Origin of the sequence: Sagittula sp. S175 (assembly GCF_049800975.1) — a bacterium.
Classification (GTDB): domain Bacteria; phylum Pseudomonadota; class Alphaproteobacteria; order Rhodobacterales; family Rhodobacteraceae; genus Sagittula.
Genome location: NZ_JBNAGB010000011.1, coordinates 88,274 through 107,073 on the forward strand (window position 1 = coordinate 88,274; position 18,800 = coordinate 107,073).

At 65.8% G+C, this 18,800-nt stretch carries 16 protein-coding genes; 8 read left to right on the plus strand and 8 right to left on the minus strand.

Annotated features, from left to right (window positions below):
- Positions 1-53: 53 nt before the first annotated feature.
- Positions 54-3,455: a hypothetical protein gene (locus ACP16H_RS15055; RefSeq protein WP_425073065.1), complete on the minus strand. Its 3,402-nt coding sequence runs from the start codon at positions 3,453-3,455 to the stop codon at positions 54-56.
- 170 nt (positions 3,456-3,625) lie between these two features.
- Here ACP16H_RS15055 and ACP16H_RS15060 point away from each other — a divergent pair, with 170 nt between their 5' ends.
- Positions 3,626-4,324 carry an SIMPL domain-containing protein gene (locus tag ACP16H_RS15060; RefSeq protein ID WP_425073066.1) on the plus strand — a complete coding sequence of 233 codons (699 nt, stop codon included), beginning with the start codon at positions 3,626-3,628 and terminating at the stop codon, positions 4,322-4,324.
- 48 nt (positions 4,325-4,372) lie between these two features.
- On the opposite strand, the gene ACP16H_RS15065 is transcribed toward ACP16H_RS15060, so the two are convergent.
- From ACP16H_RS15065 to ACP16H_RS15080, 4 genes are all read right to left on the minus strand, one after another.
- Positions 4,373-5,665 carry an O-acetylhomoserine aminocarboxypropyltransferase/cysteine synthase family protein gene (locus tag ACP16H_RS15065; RefSeq protein ID WP_425073067.1) on the minus strand — a complete coding sequence of 431 codons (1,293 nt, stop codon included), beginning with the start codon at positions 5,663-5,665 and terminating at the stop codon, positions 4,373-4,375.
- Positions 5,666-5,752: 87 nt separating this feature from the next.
- The gene (locus ACP16H_RS15070; RefSeq protein ID WP_425073068.1) at positions 5,753-6,307 is read right to left on the minus strand and encodes a DUF421 domain-containing protein; all 555 of its coding nucleotides are present in this window, start codon (positions 6,305-6,307) and stop codon (positions 5,753-5,755) included.
- 36 nt (positions 6,308-6,343) lie between these two features.
- Positions 6,344-7,480: a WD40/YVTN/BNR-like repeat-containing protein gene (locus ACP16H_RS15075; protein WP_425073069.1), complete on the minus strand. Its 1,137-nt coding sequence runs from the start codon at positions 7,478-7,480 to the stop codon at positions 6,344-6,346.
- 243 nt (positions 7,481-7,723) lie between these two features.
- Positions 7,724-8,758, minus strand: coding sequence for a hypothetical protein (locus ACP16H_RS15080; protein ID WP_425073070.1), 1,035 nt, complete (start codon positions 8,756-8,758; stop codon positions 7,724-7,726).
- A 110-nt stretch (positions 8,759-8,868) separates the two neighbouring features.
- Between ACP16H_RS15080 and ACP16H_RS15085 the strand changes: the two genes are divergently transcribed.
- On the plus strand, positions 8,869-9,375 hold the full coding sequence (locus ACP16H_RS15085) for a hypothetical protein (protein WP_425073071.1): 507 nt from the start codon (positions 8,869-8,871) through the stop codon (positions 9,373-9,375).
- 39 nt (positions 9,376-9,414) lie between these two features.
- On the opposite strand, the gene ACP16H_RS15090 is transcribed toward ACP16H_RS15085, so the two are convergent.
- Positions 9,415-10,107 carry a metal-dependent hydrolase gene (locus ACP16H_RS15090; protein ID WP_425073072.1) on the minus strand — a complete coding sequence of 231 codons (693 nt, stop codon included), beginning with the start codon at positions 10,105-10,107 and terminating at the stop codon, positions 9,415-9,417.
- 169 nt (positions 10,108-10,276) lie between these two features.
- On the opposite strand from ACP16H_RS15090, the gene ACP16H_RS15095 reads away from it, so the two are divergent.
- The 5 genes from ACP16H_RS15095 (at position 10,277) to ACP16H_RS15115 (ending at position 14,340) form a co-directional block, all read left to right on the plus strand.
- Positions 10,277-11,005, plus strand: coding sequence for a methyl-accepting chemotaxis protein (locus tag ACP16H_RS15095; RefSeq protein ID WP_425073073.1), 729 nt, complete (start codon positions 10,277-10,279; stop codon positions 11,003-11,005).
- Between the two features lie 178 nt (positions 11,006-11,183).
- A complete protein-coding gene (gene gatC / locus ACP16H_RS15100) occupies positions 11,184-11,471 on the plus strand; it encodes an Asp-tRNA(Asn)/Glu-tRNA(Gln) amidotransferase subunit GatC (protein ID WP_425073074.1) in 288 nt (95 codons plus the stop codon).
- Complete coding sequence (gene gatA, locus ACP16H_RS15105; RefSeq protein WP_425073075.1) at positions 11,471-12,958, plus strand: Asp-tRNA(Asn)/Glu-tRNA(Gln) amidotransferase subunit GatA; 1,488 nt, start codon at positions 11,471-11,473, stop codon at positions 12,956-12,958. The genes gatC and gatA overlap by 1 nt, the downstream gene beginning before the upstream one ends.
- A 51-nt stretch (positions 12,959-13,009) precedes the next feature.
- Complete coding sequence (locus tag ACP16H_RS15110) at positions 13,010-13,675, plus strand: hypothetical protein (protein WP_425073076.1); 666 nt, start codon at positions 13,010-13,012, stop codon at positions 13,673-13,675.
- The gene (locus ACP16H_RS15115; protein ID WP_425073077.1) at positions 13,675-14,340 is read left to right on the plus strand and encodes an N-acetylmuramoyl-L-alanine amidase; all 666 of its coding nucleotides are present in this window, start codon (positions 13,675-13,677) and stop codon (positions 14,338-14,340) included. Before ACP16H_RS15110 ends, ACP16H_RS15115 begins: the two co-directional genes overlap by 1 nt.
- On the opposite strand, the gene ACP16H_RS15120 is transcribed toward ACP16H_RS15115, so the two are convergent.
- Positions 14,325-15,725, minus strand: coding sequence for a helix-turn-helix domain-containing protein (locus tag ACP16H_RS15120; protein ID WP_425073078.1), 1,401 nt, complete (start codon positions 15,723-15,725; stop codon positions 14,325-14,327). The two genes, ACP16H_RS15115 and ACP16H_RS15120, sit on opposite strands and share 16 nt — an antisense overlap.
- A 46-nt stretch (positions 15,726-15,771) precedes the next feature.
- Complete coding sequence (locus tag ACP16H_RS15125) at positions 15,772-16,998, minus strand: multidrug effflux MFS transporter (RefSeq protein ID WP_425073079.1); 1,227 nt, start codon at positions 16,996-16,998, stop codon at positions 15,772-15,774.
- A 267-nt stretch (positions 16,999-17,265) separates the two neighbouring features.
- Here ACP16H_RS15125 and ACP16H_RS15130 point away from each other — a divergent pair, with 267 nt between their 5' ends.
- The gene (locus ACP16H_RS15130; protein WP_425073080.1) at positions 17,266-18,798 is read left to right on the plus strand and encodes an acyl-CoA carboxylase subunit beta; all 1,533 of its coding nucleotides are present in this window, start codon (positions 17,266-17,268) and stop codon (positions 18,796-18,798) included.
- Positions 18,799-18,800: the final 2 nt, after the last annotated feature.

Genomic DNA, 18,800 nt, shown 5'->3' on the forward strand with positions numbered 1-18,800 from the left:
GTCGAAGACTTTGCGGGCGCTCCGTTAAAAGGACTGTCCCGGGATGACGCGCGTCAGCCGCGCGGCATTTGCAGGGTGACGTTCCGCCCGCCCTTGACGTAGCGCAGTTCGGATTCACCGATGGCTGCGACCTTGCCGCCGTCGATTTTGTCGCCCACCTTGACCTTCAGGTATTTGCCCGAGGCAAGGCGCACCAGCGCGCGGCGGTTCGACGGCGTGCCGTAGACCCCAATCAGGTTGATCTTGTTGAGGTTGATCGCGTTGCGCACCGTCGCAGACGCGGCGACCGAGGCGGAGGAGGGCACGGAGGGCTGCACGGTGCGTGGCGTGACAGTCGCGGCTGCGGCGGTTTGCACCGGTTCAGGGGCCGGGGTGATCTCGGCCTGCTTGACGATGGCTTCCATGTTGCGCGGACGGCCGACGGGTTCGAGCGAGTTGCGCACGGCCTGAGCGGTCGCCGGAGCGGCGGGCTGTTCCTCGACGGCCTGTTCCTGTGCGGTCTGCGGGCGGCGCTGCGGACGGAACCCGGCGAGTTCATCTCGCGAGATCCCGCGCAACGTGGCGCGTTCCTGCTGTTCGACCACGTCGTCGGGGCGAGCCTCGGGGCGGACGTTTTGCAACGGGTTGTTCCGTGCAGGTGCGGGCGCGGGCGTCACCTCGGTCCCGGTTGCAGCGGCGCCGTCCTCGATGGGGGCGGCGGGCGTTTCCGGCTGGGGCTGGGCCTGGGACGCCGGAGGCGTGGCCACGGCGGGCTGGGCGGCCGGTGCGTTGCGCAACGGCGGGATCACCGGCGGCAGACCTGCATAGACGCGCAGACCGTCCGGGGTCAGCGCGCCTTCGGGCGTGGCGCGAACAACGCCGCGCGGGTCGATGTCAAAGGTCATGCCCGCCGGGGGCGGAAGACCGGGATCGTCCAGGATGGCCTCGGCTGCCGGGTTGGGCGAGACGGGCAGGGCCACGGCGTCAAGTTCGCGCACGGAGGGGTCGATCGAGGCCACGTAGACGTCATCGACGCCATCGGTCGGAGGCGTCAGCGGCGCGGCGGGCGCGCGTTGCCAGATGCCGGTGGCGGCATAGGTGGCGTCGGCCTCCTCGGGCGTCAGGGTATAGGCGCCTTCGGGCGGCGCCGGGGGGATGACTGCGACGGGCGCGGGGTCGGGTTCGGGTGTGGTGGCGACCGCGACATCCTCCGGAACGGCTGTGTCTGTGCCGGGTTCGGGGAGGGTCTCGGGCGGCAGGAGTTGCACGTCCTCCACCGGCGTCGGTGTCTCGACCGAGGCGACGGTCGTGTCGTCCGAGCTGCCGAAGAGACCTGCGAAGCCGTTTTCCGTGAACAGGGCCGACCACGCGCCGACGCCGAGCATGAACAGCACGAGCAGGACTGTCAGCAACAGACCAAGGTAGCGCGGCCGTGCCGGGGCCGCCTGGGCCTTGCGGGCTCCGAAGACGGTCATCTTCTCGAGTTCGTCCTGCGGCGCAGCTTTTGCGGGCCTGGACTTCGTCACCGCCGGCTTGGCCGTGGGAACCTTCGGAGAGGTCAGGGGCGCGGTTTCCGGTGCCAGTGCTGGCGCCTTTGCCGGGGCGACCATCGGGGCTTCGGACAAAGGCGCGGCGACTTTGGCAGCGGGCGCGACCGGGGCGATGACCTCCGGGATCAGATCCGGTTTCGGGTCCAGCCTGGGCGCAAGCGGCACGAGATCCGGGACGAGATCGGCAGGCGGTTTGGCCGCTGGAGCGTTGCGCAGGGCGGTCATCGCCGCCGGCCCGGCAATGGCGGGGCGACGCAGCGCGGCAAGCCGCGTCAGCGGGTTCGGGTTGCCCGGCAGGGGCGCGGCCTCGGACGCGCGCGGCGCGATGGCCGGAGCGGAGCCGGTGCGCTTGGGTGCGGGAGGCGTTGCCTCGGTGGTCTCGGGCTTGGCGGACTTGCGGCGCAGGCCCAGACGCATGGGGCGTCGGCCCTTGGCAGGGGCCGCGGATACGGACTGGCCGGACGGCGGTGCGGCAGGGGCTGCTGCGTCCGGGGGGGGAGCCATCGCAGCGCCCAGCGATGGGGCCGGAGTCTGCGCGTCAGCAATCGGGTCCGGAAGCACGGCAGGGCCAAGCGCCGGGGTCGGTCCGGTCACATCTGCCGCGCCCAGCGGCGGAATGCCCGATGCCGAGGGCACGCCCGTGGGGCGCGTGGCCGCCGGAACGGGCCGGGAGGCCGGTGCCGGTGGGGTGGCTGACAGCGGCGCCGGGGCGGATTGCGCGGGCGGTTTGGGCGCCGGAGGAATTGCACGCGGTTTCGGCGCTGCATCGGCCTTGAACCCGGTAGTCTCGTCCCTGAGCGGCGCTGCGTACATGCTGGCGGGCGAGGGGCGCGGCGCGGGTTTCAGGTCCGTCGCCGGCTCGCCGGAGTCTTGTACCTCTGGCGTGGCCAGCGGGGTGAAGCGCGGTTTGAGCGGCGTGGTTTCCAGCGTCTCGGTCAGCAGGGGGCGGGGCGCGGGCGGCAAGTCGCCGTCCGTCCGCGCGGTGCGGGTCGAGGCGAAGGAAACAGCCGGTTCGGGCTCGGGTTCGGGTTCGGGCGCGTGGAGGTCTTCGGGCTCCGGGGTAAACGCCGGTTCGGGATCCGGGACCGGGGCGACATCCTCGTCCGGATGCGCTCGACGCGCGGCGGCTTCACCCTGGGTGGGCTCGGCGGGCTCGGCGGGCGCGTCATAGCTGCCCTCGGAGACGACCGGTTCGGGCTCGGACAGATCCGGCTTTTCCAGCGCGATTTCCGGCAATTCCAGCGCGAACTGAGCCGGTTCCGGGGAAACAGCGGCCGATTCCGGGATGGAAGGGGCGCTGGGGGCAGGGGTTACGACCGGCGGCTGAACCTCTGCCAGGAGGTCGTCGGGGGCCTGCACCGTCTGCACTTGCTGCACCGGGGTAAGGGCGGCGGCATCGGCGGCCACGATCTCGATCGGGCGGGCGGGACGGTCCACCGACCGCCTCCAGCCCGAGGCCTTGCCAAAGAACACCGGCCCGTCGAACTGCGCCGCATCGGCGCGGGCCATATGACAGGTGGGCGTGAAGCCGTGGTCGCGGGCGAAGGTCTCTGCCTCTTCCAGCGTCTCATGGGCCACGGCGGCGATCTGCAAACGCCCGCCGGACACCACGTGATCCCAGCTGAGCGCGTTCAGCGGATAGGGCGTCGCCCCGTCCAGGGCCGCGCGGATCGCCGCATCGCGTGCCGATCCATCGCCGCCCAGCGACGGCAGGTCGATGTAGCGGATCTGTTCGTTCGGAATGATGAGCGCGACTTCGGCCCCCTTGGGGTCGAGCGCTTCGGCGCGGTCGCGCATGGCGACAACCGCGACGTCAAGGTCGGCGTGGTCGATGGGCACTTCTTCGATCCGGGCCCAGGAGGACCCCATACGACGCAGAAGAGTGATGCCTTCGAACGAAAGGGCGAGCGCAAAATTCGATACCATGGCGCGGGTCTTACCAGTCCTGCCGTGCTCGGGGGAGGGTTAATCCCTTTTTCCGGGAGTATACGGCAAGTCTTTGCCGAGGAAAAGAAAGACCTCGCGCAGCGGATTGCCGGGATTAACCTTCTGCGGGAGGGTGTAACGAAATATCAAGCAACAACGGGAGCTTGGAAATGCGAATTCTGGCAATGATTCTGACGGTCGCGCTGGCTGGTCCGGCAATGGCCGAGGACATGGCGCGCATGACGGTCGCAGGCGAGGCGCGCGTGGTGGCGGTGCCGGACCTCGCCAAGGTGTCGCTGGGGGCGCAGGGCAAGGGGCAGACCCCTGTCGAGGCGATGAATGCCACGACCACGGCGCTGGAGGGAATCATGGCCCGGCTCAAGGAGTTGGGCATCGAGGACAAGGACATCCAGACGCGCGGCCTGTCGGTGAACGAGGAAACCCGCTGGGACCGCGACACCAATATCGAGGTCTTCATCGGCTACACTGCCAGCAACATCATCGAGGTCCGCGTGCGCGATATGGACCTGCTGAGCGATGTGCTGGGCAAGGTGCTGACCGAGGGGGCCAACCGTCTGAACGGGTTGAACTTTGAAATGCAGGATGACGCCGAGATGCGGGCCGAGGCGCGGCGCTCGGCGGTGCAGGACGCGATGGAGAAGGCGCAGTTGTTCGCCGAGGCGGCTGGCGTGCGCGTGGGGCGGGTGATCTCGATTGACGATACGGCGGAACCGCTGGTCGAGGGGCCGACGATGCGGATGCTGGAACCGGTGATGGAAGCCGCGCCCGAGGCCAAGGCCGTGCCGGTCGCCGTGGGCGAGGTCACCACGCGGGCCGAGGTGACGATGGTCTTTGAAATCCTGCAATGACGGCAGGCAGGGAGGTAGGTCGGGGTTAACCCCGACCTACGCGCGGATTCAGGCGGAGGCCTTGTTCAGCGCCTGATCCAGATCGGCGATCAGATCCTTGGCGTCTTCGATGCCGATGGAAATCCGCACCACGTTCGGCGCAGCACCCGCTGCCGCCTGCTGTTCCGGCGTCAGCTGGCGGTGAGTGGTGGAGGCCGAGTGGATCACCAGGCTACGGGTGTCGCCGAGGTTCGCCACGTGGCTGAAGATCTCCAGCGAATCCACGAACTTGACGCAGGCCTCGTAGCCGCCTTTCAGCGCCACGGTGAACAGCCCGCCCGCACCACGGGGGCAGATGCGTGCAACGCGGTCGTTGTAGGGCGAGCTTTCCAGCCCGGCATAGGTCACGCCCTCGACGGCGGCATGGCCTTCCAGCCACTTGGCAACTTCGGTCGCGTTCTGGACGTGCTTCTGCATCCGCAGCGACAGCGTCTCGATCCCCAAGAGCGTGTAATGCGCCGCCTGCGGGTTCAGTGTCATGCCGAGGTCGCGCAGACCGATGGCAATGCCGTGGAAGGTGAAGGACAGCGGGCCAAAGGTCTCGTGGAACTTCAACCCGTGGTAGGCGGGTTCCGGCGCGCTGAGCGAGGGGAACTTGTCCGAGGCCGACCAGTCGAACTTGCCCGAATCCACCACGACGCCGCCGGTCACCGTGCCGTTGCCGGTGAGGTACTTGGTCATCGAATGCACGACCAGCGTCGCCCCGTGCTCGATCGGGCGGCAAAGGTATGGCGTGGCCGAGGTGTTGTCGACGATCAGCGGAATGCCCGCCTTGTCGGCGATCCCCGCGATGGCGTCGAGGTCGGTGACATAGCCGCCCGGGTTTGCGATGCTCTCGCAGAACACGGCGCGGGTGTCGTCGTCAATCGCCGCCGCCACCGCGTCGAGGTCGTCGAAATCGACGAACTTGGCCGACCAGCCAAAGCGCTTGATGGTCTGCGAGAACTGCGTGATCGTGCCGCCATACAGGCGCGACGAGGCCACCACGTTGCGCCCCGGTGCCATCAGCGGGAACAGCGCCATGATCTGCGCCGCGTGCCCCGAGGAACAGCAGACCGCGCCGACACCGCCTTCGAGCACCGCGACACGTTCCTGCAGTGCCGCCACGGTAGGGTTGGTCAGGCGGGAATAGATGTAGCCGACTTCCTGGAGGTTGAACAACGCCGCCGCGTGCTCGGCATCGCGGAACACATAGGCCGTCGTCTGGTAAATCGGCGTCTGCCGCGCGCCGGTGGCCGGATCGGGCCGTGCGCCGGCGTGAATTTGCAGTGTGTCGAACCCGTAGGTGGGGTCTTGGGTCATGAATGCCTCCCTCGAATATGGTCAATTCGCAGGGACCGTATGCGAGCGTGTACCGGGCGGCAAGCGCCAGACCGCATTCGTCCGGTATCAGGTCGGGCGGGCGGGCAGATCGAGCCCGGCGCGGGCGAAATGCAATGGCGTGCCGTCCTTGCCGCGACCGATCACGCTGAAACTGCCGTCGGTTTCGAGGATCACCGAATCCACCTTGTCCGGATCAGCGGGCGAGGCCCCCCGGATGACCTTCATCAGCTCCGCCTCCAGCACGCGCTCGTCGTGCAACGCCTCGTGCATGATCTCGCCCCGGTGCATCAGCAGGCGCGGTTGCGATCGCACGATCTGTGCCACGCGATCCGAGGCCATGGACGCCCGCGCCAGCAACCACTGCATCCCGATCAGCACAAGCAGCGCCGTGATCCCCTCGGCCAGCGCAACGCTCTCCGACAACAGGATCGTTGCCAGAACCGACCCGATGGCCACAGTGACCACGAGGTCAAAGGCGTTGAGTTTCGCCAGCGTCCGCTTGCCCGAGACCCGCAGCATGGTGACGAGGGCGGTGTAGCCGAGGATGCCGACAAGGACCGTGCGCAGGATGTCCTGCCAGCCCTGGAACAGCATGTTCGAAATGACGTGTGATAGATCCATGCCGTCCCAACCCCTTGGGACGGCTGAGGTTCCCGCTCAGCGTGCCGCCTCGACACACAGCACCGTCGGAAGGTGCTGCGCCAGTTCCTGCCAGCTGTCGCCCTCGTCGGCAGTGGCAAAGACCGACCCGCTGTTCGTCCCGAAATAGACACCGCCCTCCGGGTCCACGGTCATGCCCTGCCGGAGCACGGTAAAGAAACAATGCTCCTGCGGCAGCCCATCACGGCAGGCCTCCCAGGTGTCACCGCCATCGCGCGACCGCCAGACCGCCGCCGAAGCCTCGGGCGGATACCGCCCCTGCGTGTCGCCATTCAGCGGCAGGGTCCAGAGCGTGTCGGGCTTCGTCGGGTGCACCGCGACGGGAAAGCCGAAGGTCGAGGGAAGCCCCGCCGTGATGTCATCCCACGACCGCCCGCCATCACGCGACCGGAAGACTCCGCAATGGTTCTGCTGGTAGAGCACATCCTCTGACCCCGGCGCGCGCACCATGTTGTGCAAGCAATGCCCGGTATCCCCGTCGCGCGGCCCCGCCGGGTGGTGATGTTGGCAGGCTTCAGCATTGGACAGCCGGTTGCGCCGCTCCCAGCTTGCCCCGCCATCTTCGGTGGCAAAGACCCCGGCGGCGGAAATTCCGAGCCACAGCTTCGACGGATCGCCTGGTGCCGCCACGATGGTGTGCAGCGTCAGCCCCACGGCCCCCGGCTGCCAACTGTCCGCCGAGGGATGGTCCGTCAGGCTCTCCACCGCCTGCCAACTGACCCCGTCGTCACCCGAGGAAAACAGCGTCGCAGGCTTCGCCCCGGCATAGAGCGTATCGCCCGCACGCCCCAGCGACCACATCGCCTGCACCCGGCCCGAGAAGGGCGCCACCTCGGCGCAGGGTTTCACCCCCAGCATGGCCGCCGTCTCGGGATCGTTGCGCACCCATTCGTCCATCTGCCCGTCGGCCAGCTTCACGACCTCCCAGCTCTCGCCACCATCGGTCGACCGCCAGATCCCGGCACCGAACCACTCATTGCCACCACAGGCCAGCAGCGTGTCCCCCACTGCGAGCGCATGGTTGATCGGCCAGCCATGACAATGCGGCCCGGTCTGCTGCCAGACGCCCCCAGTCTTGCGGAGTATGAACAATCCCTTGGTGGTGCCGACCAGCACCAAAATCGAACCCGCCATGATAAATCTCCCGTCGCGTTCCTCGACGCTAACACGAGTCGCTCCGCCCGTCGCGCAAAAAGAGTTGATATCCACTTAAATCCGCCGCAGCCGTAGGAACGCCGCCCGCTGCTTCTTTGGTTTTCCAAATACCCTCGGGGGAGTCTCCCGTCAGGGAGACGGGGGCAGAGCCCCCACTTTTCGGAACTCTTGCGCGCCGCGTCAGCGGCGCGCCGGTCGGTTCGCTCAGGCGAACCGAACCCCTCAGCGCATCCAGAACCCTTCGCGCTTGATCGTGTTGCGGATCGCCTGCTCCCGCCGGGGCAGGTCCTCGCGGTCGAACAGCGCGCGGACCTTCTGGCCACGCTTCTGGTAGATCATCCGCTTGAACGGATCGTACTGCTTCAGCAGCTTCTTGACCGCGTTCGGCGCGCAGATCTCCTCCAGCACCTCGATCGCCTTGTCGCTTTCGCGCGCGTAGAGCAGGGGCAGCGTGCGGTAATGACAGGTCACCTCGCCATCCAGCAAACCGGCGGGCAGGGTGTCGCGCCCGCCGCCGAAGGAATGGATCACGAGCGGCAGCGCGACCTGGTCCAGCCAGGGGTCCAGTGACTGGCACACCAGTTCTTTCGGCGCGTCGTCACGGATTTCCAAAGCGTAATCCAGGAACCGCTGCCCGAACAGCTTAGGACACTTGTAGAAGAAGAACCCGGCGTTGAAATACAGGTAGCGCTGCCAATACTCGTCCGGATGCGACAGGTCCAATGTCGACTCGAAATCCAGCCCGAACCGGTCATAAAGCGACTTCCAGATTTGCGCATACCCCGGCCCGTACAGCTCCAGCTGCGGCCATGTCCCCTCGCGCCGCAACGACGCCGTGGGGCGCTCGAAATCGAAGGGCACCGAGCCAAGGTCATCCAGCACCAGCGTATCCGTGTCGAAGAACACGAAGGGCTCGCCTGCGGGTAGGGCGAACAGCGCCTCGATCTTGTTGCCATAAGGGTAGGCGTGGCCGAAATGGCGGCTCTCGAAGGGCAGGAAGGTCGCGCCCATCTCGATCAGAGCGGCGCGGATGTCGCCATCCTTGATGCCCGGATCATTGGGCCAGAGCGCTCCCGGCTGCGGTTCCGCCACGAACAGCCGGAACCCGTCCTTCTGGGAACGCGCCTGTTTCGACGCGGCGAACAACAGCGCCTCGTAGGCCAGCCGTCCGTTCTGGCCGACAATCAGGATGTTGACCGTCTGCGGTTCGGCCTTCTGCGACCGAGACGTTTGCGATGAGGGCGCCTTGCGTGCCATGGTACTGCTCGTGCCGTGTTTTTCAGGCAGTATACGCAAGCCGGGGCCGGGTCGAAAGCGCCGATCTCACCCGGCGGCCAATTGATTGAGCCATCAAGGGGATTATCAGGATGAAAACGGGTGTTTTAGCGATACTGGCCGCGATGATCGCCGCCAGCATGGCCGTGGCGCAGGACAGCGGCGAAGCGCCGCCCGACTACGAGGCCAGCAGCGACGGCGGCCCGAACCTGTCGCAGTACACGGCCGAACCGCAGGTGCAGACCGGGCGCTTCCTGACCGCGCTGGAGGTCAAGCCGATCCTCGGTGCCACGCGCGCCAATTGGGTCGCCGTGCGCGAATGGGACGGCAAGGATCTCGTCTACGTCACCCATCTTTGGTCGTGGCGCTGCGGGCTGGTGGCAATCCGGGGGGCGGTGAACGGTGGCGCGTTGGAGGATTGGCCTCTGCCCGCCTGCCATGACGAGACCGCGCAACCCAACGCAGTCCTGTCAGAGGACGGCTTGCCCTACCTGTCCTATCCGCTGAAATCGGTCGAGACCGTGACCGTCGAAGTGATCTACGACGATCTGACCACGGAGAAGGCCAGCTTCAACCGGCTCGGAGTCTTGATCCCCTGAACCGAGGGTGGGTCGGGGAGGATCCCCGACCTGTGGGCCTCAGACCTCGATCGCTTCCAGCACCTGCGGCTCGATCACCGACACGCCGGGCAGGCCCGCGGCCAGCTTCTCGGCGGATTGCTCCAAAGCCGGGAAGGTGCGGTAGTGGCAGGGGATCACGGTCTTGAAATCAAAGTATTTCCTTGCGGCAAACGCTGCCAGTTCCATGTCCATCGTGTAATAGCCGCCCGCTGACAGGATGCCGATCTCGGGCTTGTAGTACTCGGCGATCCAGCCCATGTCCGCCATCGGGCAGGTGTCGCCCGAGTAATACAGCACCTTGCCGCCGCTCTTGAGGATGAACCCCGTCTCCATCCCCATGTAGCTTGCCTTGCCGTCCACGGTCATGGACGACGAATGCGACGCGGGCACAAGCGAAACGGTCACATCGCCAAAGGCCACCGTGCCGCCCTTGTTGAAGGCATGGCCCTCTTTCGCCCCGGCGGCAAACAGCGCCTGCGCCAGTTCGTACATTCCCGACACCGGCGCGCCGGTGCGCTGCGAGACCTCGACGATGTCCGAGGTATGATCGAAATGCCCATGGCTGATGAGAATCTGCGTTGCGCCCCCGATGGCGGCCTCTGCGTCGCGGCCCTCCATCATCGGGTTGCCGTTGATCCACGGGTCGATCAGCAGCACTTCGCCGCCGGTTTCGATACGAAAACTGCCGTGGCCCATCCAGATGATCTTCATACTTGTCTCCCTGATTGCTGGACTCCTTGCCCGGAGCCTAGCAGCCCGGCGCGCCGTGGCCAGAGCCGGGCCTCCTCGGCGCGATTTTAATTCCCGAACTTCAAGGTTTGCTAACGGGATGACCGATATTGAAAGGCATCACGTTCCAATCACTGGCCCAGGGGCACACATGAACAAACCGGTCACCGTCGCCGACAAGCCCCAGGACGAAGTCCGCCGGGCCATGATCGACCTCGTCGCGGAATCCCGCTCGCGCGCGGTGCGCATCGCGCTGTTCGGCGAGATGCTGCATCGCCCGGACCCCGAAGGCCGCGAAACCGAGGCCGAGCGTGCCAACAGCCTGAAAGTTCTGCTGGATACCATCCGCTGGCTCGAGCGGGCGCATGGCTTGCTGACCACGTTCGAGGACCCTTGGGAAGAATATCCCACGGAATATGTCGTCTGGTTGAAGCAATTCGCCAGGGCAGAGCCGGAAGCCATCGAAGCCTTGGGCAACATGGTCGACGTCTCGCGCGCTGTCGGTCAGGCGGCAGAGACGCGCAACGGCCAGCTCGGGGTTGCCCTGCGCGCCCATGACGAGGCGCGGCGCGGCGTGTTCATGCCGGCCATCACGCGGCTGTGCAATCGCATCTGGGCGCATATCGACAACCAAAGGGTGAAGGAGCGCGGCCAGGCCGAAGGGGCCGTTGCCACCACCCGCAAGGCGCTGCAACGGATGGAGCAAATCGCCACGCATGTCCGCCTCGTCGCAATCAACGCCGCGATCGAGGCCAACAAGCTGGGCGATGACGGGCGCGGCATCGCCTTCATCGCGGCCGAATTCAAATCCCTCGCCGAAGAGCTTCAGACCCTGTCTGCTACGGCCCGCAACGACATTTCGTCCATGGGCAAGAACTGACTCGCTTGGCGGTTGGTGTCCTGCCCGGTTTTCTGGCGGGATTGCCCATCCGGTCGGGCTGCCCGGCCGGCAATCCACATGATTCAGCGTCTTCGCAGCGCGATCCGGGACGGCACATGCTTGCGGGCAGGGCGGTGGGGCGGTAAAGCGGCGCTGATATTCAGCGAATGAGGCCCCCATGTCGATCGACATCGAGACCGCCGCCCGCGTCGCGAAACTCGCGCGGATCAAGGTGGAACAGGACGATTTGCCCGCCCTGGCACATGCTTTCAACGACATCCTGGGCTTTATCGAACAACTCAATGAAGTCGATGTCGACGGCGTGGAACCGATGGTGTCGGTCACGCCCATGCGCCTGAAACGCCGCAAGGACGGCGTGACGGATGGCGACATGCAGGACAAGATCCTGTCCAATGCGCCCGATGCGCGCGAAGGCTTCTTTGCCGTGCCGAAGGTGGTCGAGTGATGAGCGAACTGACGAAACTGAAGATTTCCGAGGCCCGTGACGCGCTGCGCAAGGGCGACGTGACCGCGGTTGAGCTGACCGAAGCCTGCCTGAGCGCCATCGACGGTGCCGGGGCTCTGAACGCTTTCGTGCATCATACGCCCGAAATTGCGCGCGCCCAAGCAGCGGCGGCGGACCAGCGGATCAAGGCGGGCGATGCGCCGTCGCTCTGCGGCATCCCGCTGGGGATCAAGGATCTGTTCTGCACCAAGGGCGTGCCCTCGCAGGCGGCTTCAAACATCCTCGGAGGCTTCAAGCCGGAATACGAATCCACCGTTTCGAGCCAGCTGTTCGACGCGGGCGCGGTCATGCTGGGCAAGCTCAACATGGACGAATTCGCCATGGGCTCGTCGAACGAGACCTCGGCCTATGGCAACGCGGTCAACCCGTGGCGCCGTGGCAATGACGACACCGCGCTGACCCCGGGCGGGTCCTCGGGCGGCTCGTCCGCAGCGGTTGCGGCGGACCTCTGCCTTGGCGCGACGGGCACCGACACCGGCGGCTCCATTCGCCAGCCCGCCGCCTTCACCGGCATCACGGGGATCAAGCCGACCTACGGGCGCTGCTCGCGCTGGGGCATCGTGGCCTTTGCGTCCTCGTTGGATCAGGCCGGACCGATGACCAAGGACGTGCGCGACGCGGCGATCATGCTGCAGGCGATGTGCGGTCACGACCCGAAGGATTCGACCTCCGCCGACCTCGCGGTCCCGGATTTCGAAGCGATGCTGACCGGCGACATTCGTGGCAAGAAGATCGGTATTCCCAAGGAATACCATATGGATGGCATGCCCGCCGAGATCGACGCGCTTTGGGCCGAAGGCCGCAAGATGCTGCAGGACGCGGGTGCCGAGATCCACGACATCTCGCTGCCGCATACGAAATACGCGCTGCCGACCTATTACGTCATCGCCCCCGCCGAGGCCTCTTCGAACCTCGCACGTTATGACGGTGTGCGCTATGGCCACAGGGCAAAGCTGGCGCATGGCGACGGCATCACCGAGATGTACGAGAAGACCCGCGCCGAAGGGTTCGGCGAAGAGGTCAAGCGCCGCATCATGATCGGCACCTACGTGCTGTCGGCGGGCTTCTACGACGCCTATTACAACAAGGCGCGCAAGGTCCGGACCCTCATCAAGAAGGACTTCGAGGACGCCTTTGCCGCCGGGATCGACGCGATCCTGACGCCCGCGACGCCCTCTGCGGCCTTTGGTCTGGGCGAGATGCAGGACGCCGATCCGGTCAAGATGTACCTCAACGACGTCTTTACCGTGACGGTGAACCTGGCGGGTCTGCCGGGCATCGCGGTGCCGACGGGGCTGGACAAGCAGGGGCTGCCGCTGGGGCTGCAACTGATCGGTCGCCCGTGGGAAGAAGGCGATCTGCTGAATACCGCCTATGCGCTGGAACAGGCGGCGGGGTTTGTTTCCAAACCCGCCAAATGGTGGTAAGCGGCGGCGATTGGTTCGGGTAATTCCGACGTGGGACGAGAGGCAAGGCCCTTGATACGCTTGATACTTGGTGGTGTGGCTGCACTTGCGCTGACGGCCTGCACGACGTCGATTCCGGACAGCGCGGCTGGCGTGGTGGACACGGGGCAGGGCGTCGGTTTCGGCGACTATGACCAGTACCGCACCGCGCGCGAGGCGCAGTTGACCGGCGGTACGACCGACAACACCGACGCGATCGCGCGTCAGGCGGCGGCTGCGTTGAACTCTGGGCAGGCGCCGGTCGATGCCTCGCCCTCGAACCCGGCACCTGCAGTGGTCGAAGCGTCGAACGGCATCTCGGGCGAGAACGACTTCAACGCCGTTTCCGCACAGCGGGACATCGCGGCGGATGCGGCGCTGATCGCGCAGAACCGTGCGCAGTACCAGGTCATCCAGCCGACCGACCTGCCGACCCGTCCGGGCTCGAACCGCCCGAACATCGTGGAATACGCGCTGCGCACGACGAACCCGGTGGGCACTTCGCTGTACAAGCGCTCGTCCTTCCGGGCCGAGACCAAGTACGCGCAGGCCTGCGGCTCCTTCCCCTCGGCGGATCTGGCGCAGGAGGAATTCCTCGCGCTGGGCGGGCCTGAGCGTGACAAGAAGGGGATGGACCCGGATGGGGACGGCTACGCCTGTGGCTGGAACCCGGCTCCGTTCCGCGCCGCCAAGGGCTGATGCCGCACTGGCACCCCTCTCCGAATTTCACAGACAGGCGCGGGTGTTCCGCGCCTGATCTGATTCTGCTCCACTACACCGCCATGACCAGCGCCGAGGCCGCGCTGGACCGCCTGTGTGACCCGCAGTTCGAAGTCTCGGCGCATTACCTGATCGCCGAGGACGGGCGACTGTGGCAGATGGTGCGCGAGGAAGACCGCGCCTGGCATGCCGGGGCAGGGCGTTGGGGCGACTGTGTCGACGTCAATTCGCGTTCCATCGGGATCGAATTGGCCAATGCCGCAACGCACCCCTTCCCGGAGCCGCAGATGCGCGCACTGGAGGATCTCCTGCGCGGCATCATGGACCGATGGGGCATCCCGCCGGAGCGTGTCGTGGCGCATTCCGACACGGCCATCGGGCGCAAGATCGACCCGGGCGGGCGCTTTGACTGGCACAGACTGGCGCGGCAGGGGCTGGCGGTCTGGCCGCAGCATGGCGAGGCGGGGGATTTCCTGCTGGATGCGCGGCGTTTCGGGTATGATTGCGAAACCGCCAGCGAACAGGACGTTCTGACCGCCTTCCGCCTGCGCTTTCGCCCCTGGGCCGGTGGGCCTTTGGACGACGAAGACCGGCGCCTGATGCACGATCTGGCGCGGCGCTACCCGGTTCAGTCCAGCTTGTAGGGCAACACGTCGCGGTGGTTCGGCGTGGTGGACAGCTTCTTTTCCAGCGGCGGAACCGAGCGCTGGTGACAGTTGGTCCGCTCGCAGATCCGGCAGGAGATCCCGATGGGTTCAAAGGCCGAGGCGCGCGTCACGTCCAGATCGTCCGCATAGACCAGCGCCGAGGCATGGCGCACCTCGCAACCCAGCGAAATCGCATAACGCCGCACGGGCGCGCCGAAATGGCCGCCGGATTTCGACACGTCATGGGCGAGGCTGATATAACGTACGCCGTCCGGCGTTTCAGCCAGCTGGCGCAGGAACCGACCGGGTGTCTCGAACGCGCGGTGCACGTTCCACAGCGGGCAGGCCCCGCCAAACCGCGCGAATTGCAGCCGCGTGGCAGAGTGGCGTTTCGTGATCGTTCCCGCCTGATCGACGCGGACAAAGAAGAAGGGCACGCCCTTGGCACCGGGCCGTTGCAGGGTGGACAGGCGATGCGCCACCTGCTCGATCGAAGCACCGAACCGCGCCGCCAGCAATTCCAGATCGTGCCGCGTCTCCTGCGCGGCGGACAGGAAGGCCTTGTAGGGCATCATCGCCGCCCCGGCAAAGTAGTTGGCCAGACCCAGCTTGGCGATGGCGCGTGCCTCGTCGGACTGGAACCGGGCGAGGTCCAGCGTCGCATCAAGCAGCTGGTTCTGCCGCAACAGGGCGATCTGCACCATCATCTGAAAGGCCTGCGTCTCGACCGGGAGCAAGGACGACAGCACCATCTCCTTGCGCGCGGGATCATAGGTGCGCATCGGCGCATCCTGCGTGAAACGCACGGAAATCCCCGTCTGCTCCAGCCGCGCGGCAGCGGCGGAGCGCAGGTCGCCCTCGGTGGCCAGTTGCGTGGCAAAGCGCTCGGCGGCGCGGTCCACGGCGTCGATGTAGTTGTCGCAGTAGTGAAAGAAGTCGCGCACCTCTTCCCATGGCGAGGGCTGCAATTGCGATCCCTCGCGGCCCAAAGCTTCGTCCAGCGAGGCAAGCCGTTCGTGGGTCTGGCGATAGGCGCGGTGCAGCGCAAGGAAGGCGCGCGCCAGCACCGGCGCGTTGGAGGCGGTCAGCCGCAGGTCGGCCAGTTGTGGCGCGGCCTCGCCGAACACCGGGTCGGCCAGCGCCTCGCGCATGTCGGTGACAAGCCGTTCCGCATCGCCCTGTCCCAGTTCAGTGACGTCGAAGCCGAATTCCTGCGCCAGCGCCAACACAACCGTCGTCGACACGGGCCGGTTGTTGTTCTCCATCTGGTTCAGGTAGGGCAGGGAAATGCCCAGCTTGGCGGCGAAATCCTTCTGCGTCAGGCCAAGGCGTCCGCGAATGTCCCGCAGCTTTGCCCCTGCATAGAGTTTCTGCGTCGCCATCTTTTGCACCTTTGCCACCAGCTAGTGTGGTGTTTTGCAACTTTGCTCAGGCGAGGTCCAGCCCTCCAAGCTGACGTTCCCGCCGTATAACCAGAAGGATAGCGACAATTGATCCGGCTCCCGAGCCGAACATCATCCACAACAGCGGCCATGCGCCGGTCTCTGGCGTCAACATGGTCCCGGCCGCCTGGCTCAGCACCGCGCCGCCGCCCAGCATGATCGCACCCGCGAGGCCAGAGGCTGTGCCGGCCAGGTGAGGCCGCACCGACAGCGCGCCGGCGGTTGCATTGGGAATGGTCAGCCCGTTGCCAAGGCCAACAAGGGTCATGAAGCCAAAGAAGGTGAAGGCGGTGCCCAGCCCCACGGCAAAGAACACCAGTGAGGCCAACATGCCTCCAGTCACGATCATGCCACCCCACAGCACCATCCGGTTGATCCCGAACCGCGCCGAGAAGCGCCCCGAGATGAAGTTCCCCGCGGCGTAGCCCACGGCGGGCGCGCCAAACAGCATGCCCAGCACGCTGGCCGACAGGCCAAAGACCTGCATCCCGACAAAGGACGCGCCGCCGACGTAGGAAAAGAACGCGCCCGACGACAGTGCGCAGGCCCCGGCGTAGCCCCAGAAACGCGGCGACGTCAGCAGTTCGGGGTATTGGCCGAACTGTTGCGCAAAACTCAGGCCGCTGCGCTGCGCCGTCTCGCCAAGGTCCTGCCAGCACAGCCAGAGCATCCCGGCGCCAAGGATCAGCATCACGACGAAGTTGGACTGCCAGCCGTAATGTTCTGCGAGAAAGCCGCCGAGAATCGGCGCGACCATCGGCACCAGAGACATGCCCATGGTGACATAGCCGATCATCGAGGCGGCCTGATCCGGCGGATACAGATCGCGCACCACGGCCCGGCTGAGCACCATGGCGACCACGACGCTGGCCTGTGCCATGCGGAAAGCGAGAAAGCTGAAGGCCGTCGGGGCAAAGATCGTCCCTACGGTCGCAACGAGGAAAATCGCCATGCCCCACAGGATCACGGGCCGCCGCCCGACCTTGTCCGACAACGTGCCGACAAAGAGTTGCAGCACGGCATTCACTGCAAGGTACAGCGATACCGCCAGCTGCATCGTGGCGTAATCCGTGCCGTAGTGGTCGGCCATCAGTTGCAGGCCGGGCACGAAGATGTTCATGACAAGCGCGCTCATCCCCGAGAGGGCGACAAGCGTCATGATATGCGGCGGGGCAGAGCGGTCGAGGAACCGCGGCGTCGGTGCTGAACTCATGGGTTTAGCGGTAGGCGGGTGCGACAGATTTGTCCATCCGTTACATGCCCTGAACATGCAGTTTCTCTTTGCATGGATTAAGGGGGCATGTTTGCGCCTGACATGGCGGGTGGGCCGGAAATGATCGCGCTATCGGCCAAGATTTCCGGTTTTGCAATTATGCAATTTGCAAATCTGCATGTTTCCATAATTTGCAAAGTTGCAAGGAAATGCTTGAGGCAGCGTAAACCCGCTGTATGTTCCGCGCAAACGAGAAGGGGCCTTCCGATGAAAGACATCATTCAGGAACTGCACGATCGCCGCGAAAACGCCCGTCTGGGCGGTGGACAAAAGCGCATCGACGCACAGCACGCCAAGGGCAAGCTCACCGCGCGCGAGCGCATCGAGCTGCTGCTCGACGAGGGGTCCTTCGAGGAATACGACACCTTCGTCGCCCACCGCTGCACCGACTTCGGCATGATGGCGAACCGCCCCTACGGCGACGGCGTCGTGACCGGCTGGGGCACCATCAACGGCCGCATGGTCTATGTCTTCTCGCAGGACTTCACCGTTCTTGGCGGCTCGGTCTCCGCGACCCACGCGCAGAAGATCTGCAAGATCATGGATATGGCGATGCAGAACGGCGCGCCCGTGATCGGTCTGAACGACTCCGGCGGCGCCCGCATCCAGGAGGGCGTGGACGCGCTCGCAGGCTACGCCGACATCTTTCAGAAGAACATCGAGGCCTCGGGCGTGATCCCGCAGATCTCCGTCATCATGGGTCCGTGCGCCGGCGGGGCGGTGTATTCGCCCGCCATGACCGACTTCATCTTCATGGTGAAGGACACCTCTTACATGTTCGTCACCGGTCCCGACGTGGTGAAGACCGTGACCAACGAGGTCGTCACCGCCGAGGAGCTGGGCGGCGCCACGACTCACACCAAGAAATCCTCGGTCGCCGATGGTGCGTTCGAGAATGACGTCGAGGCGCTGGCAGAGGTCCGCCGCCTTGTCGACTTCCTGCCGCTCAACAACCGCGAAAAGCCGCCCGTCCGCCCGTTCTTTGACGAGGTGGACCGCGTCGAGGCTTCGCTGGACACGCTGATCCCCGACAACCCCAACATGCCCTACGACATGAAGGAGCTGATCACCAAGGTTGCGGACGAAGGCGACTTCTACGAGATCCAGCAGGATTTCGCGGGCAACATCATCACCGGCTTCATGCGCCTCGAAGGTCAGACCGTGGGCGTCGTCGCCAACCAGCCGATGGTGCTGGCGGGCGTTCTGGACATCGACTCCAGCCGCAAGGCCGCGCGTTTCGTGCGTTTCTGCGACTGCTTCGAAATCCCGATCCTGACACTGGTGGACGTGCCGGGCTTCCTGCCGGGCACGGCGCAGGAATACAACGGCGTCATCAAGCACGGCGCGAAACTGCTCTTCGCCTATGGCGAGGCGACCGTGCCAATGGTCACCGTCATCACCCGCAAGGCCTATGGGGGTGCCTATGACGTGATGGCGTCCAAGCACATGAAGGCCGACGTGAACTACGCATGGCCCACCGCGCAGATCGCCGTGATGGGCGCCAAGGGCGCGGCCGAGATCATCCACCGCGCCGACCTCGGCGACCCCGACAAGATCAAGGCCCATGCGGACGAGTACGAAGACCGCTTTGCCAACCCCTTCGTGGCGGCAGAGCGTGGCTTCATCGACGAGGTGATCCAGCCGCGCTCGACCCGTCGACGGGTGGCGCGCGCCTTTGCGATGCTGCGCAACAAGCAGCAAAGCATGCCCTGGAAGAAGCACGACAACATTCCGCTCTAAGG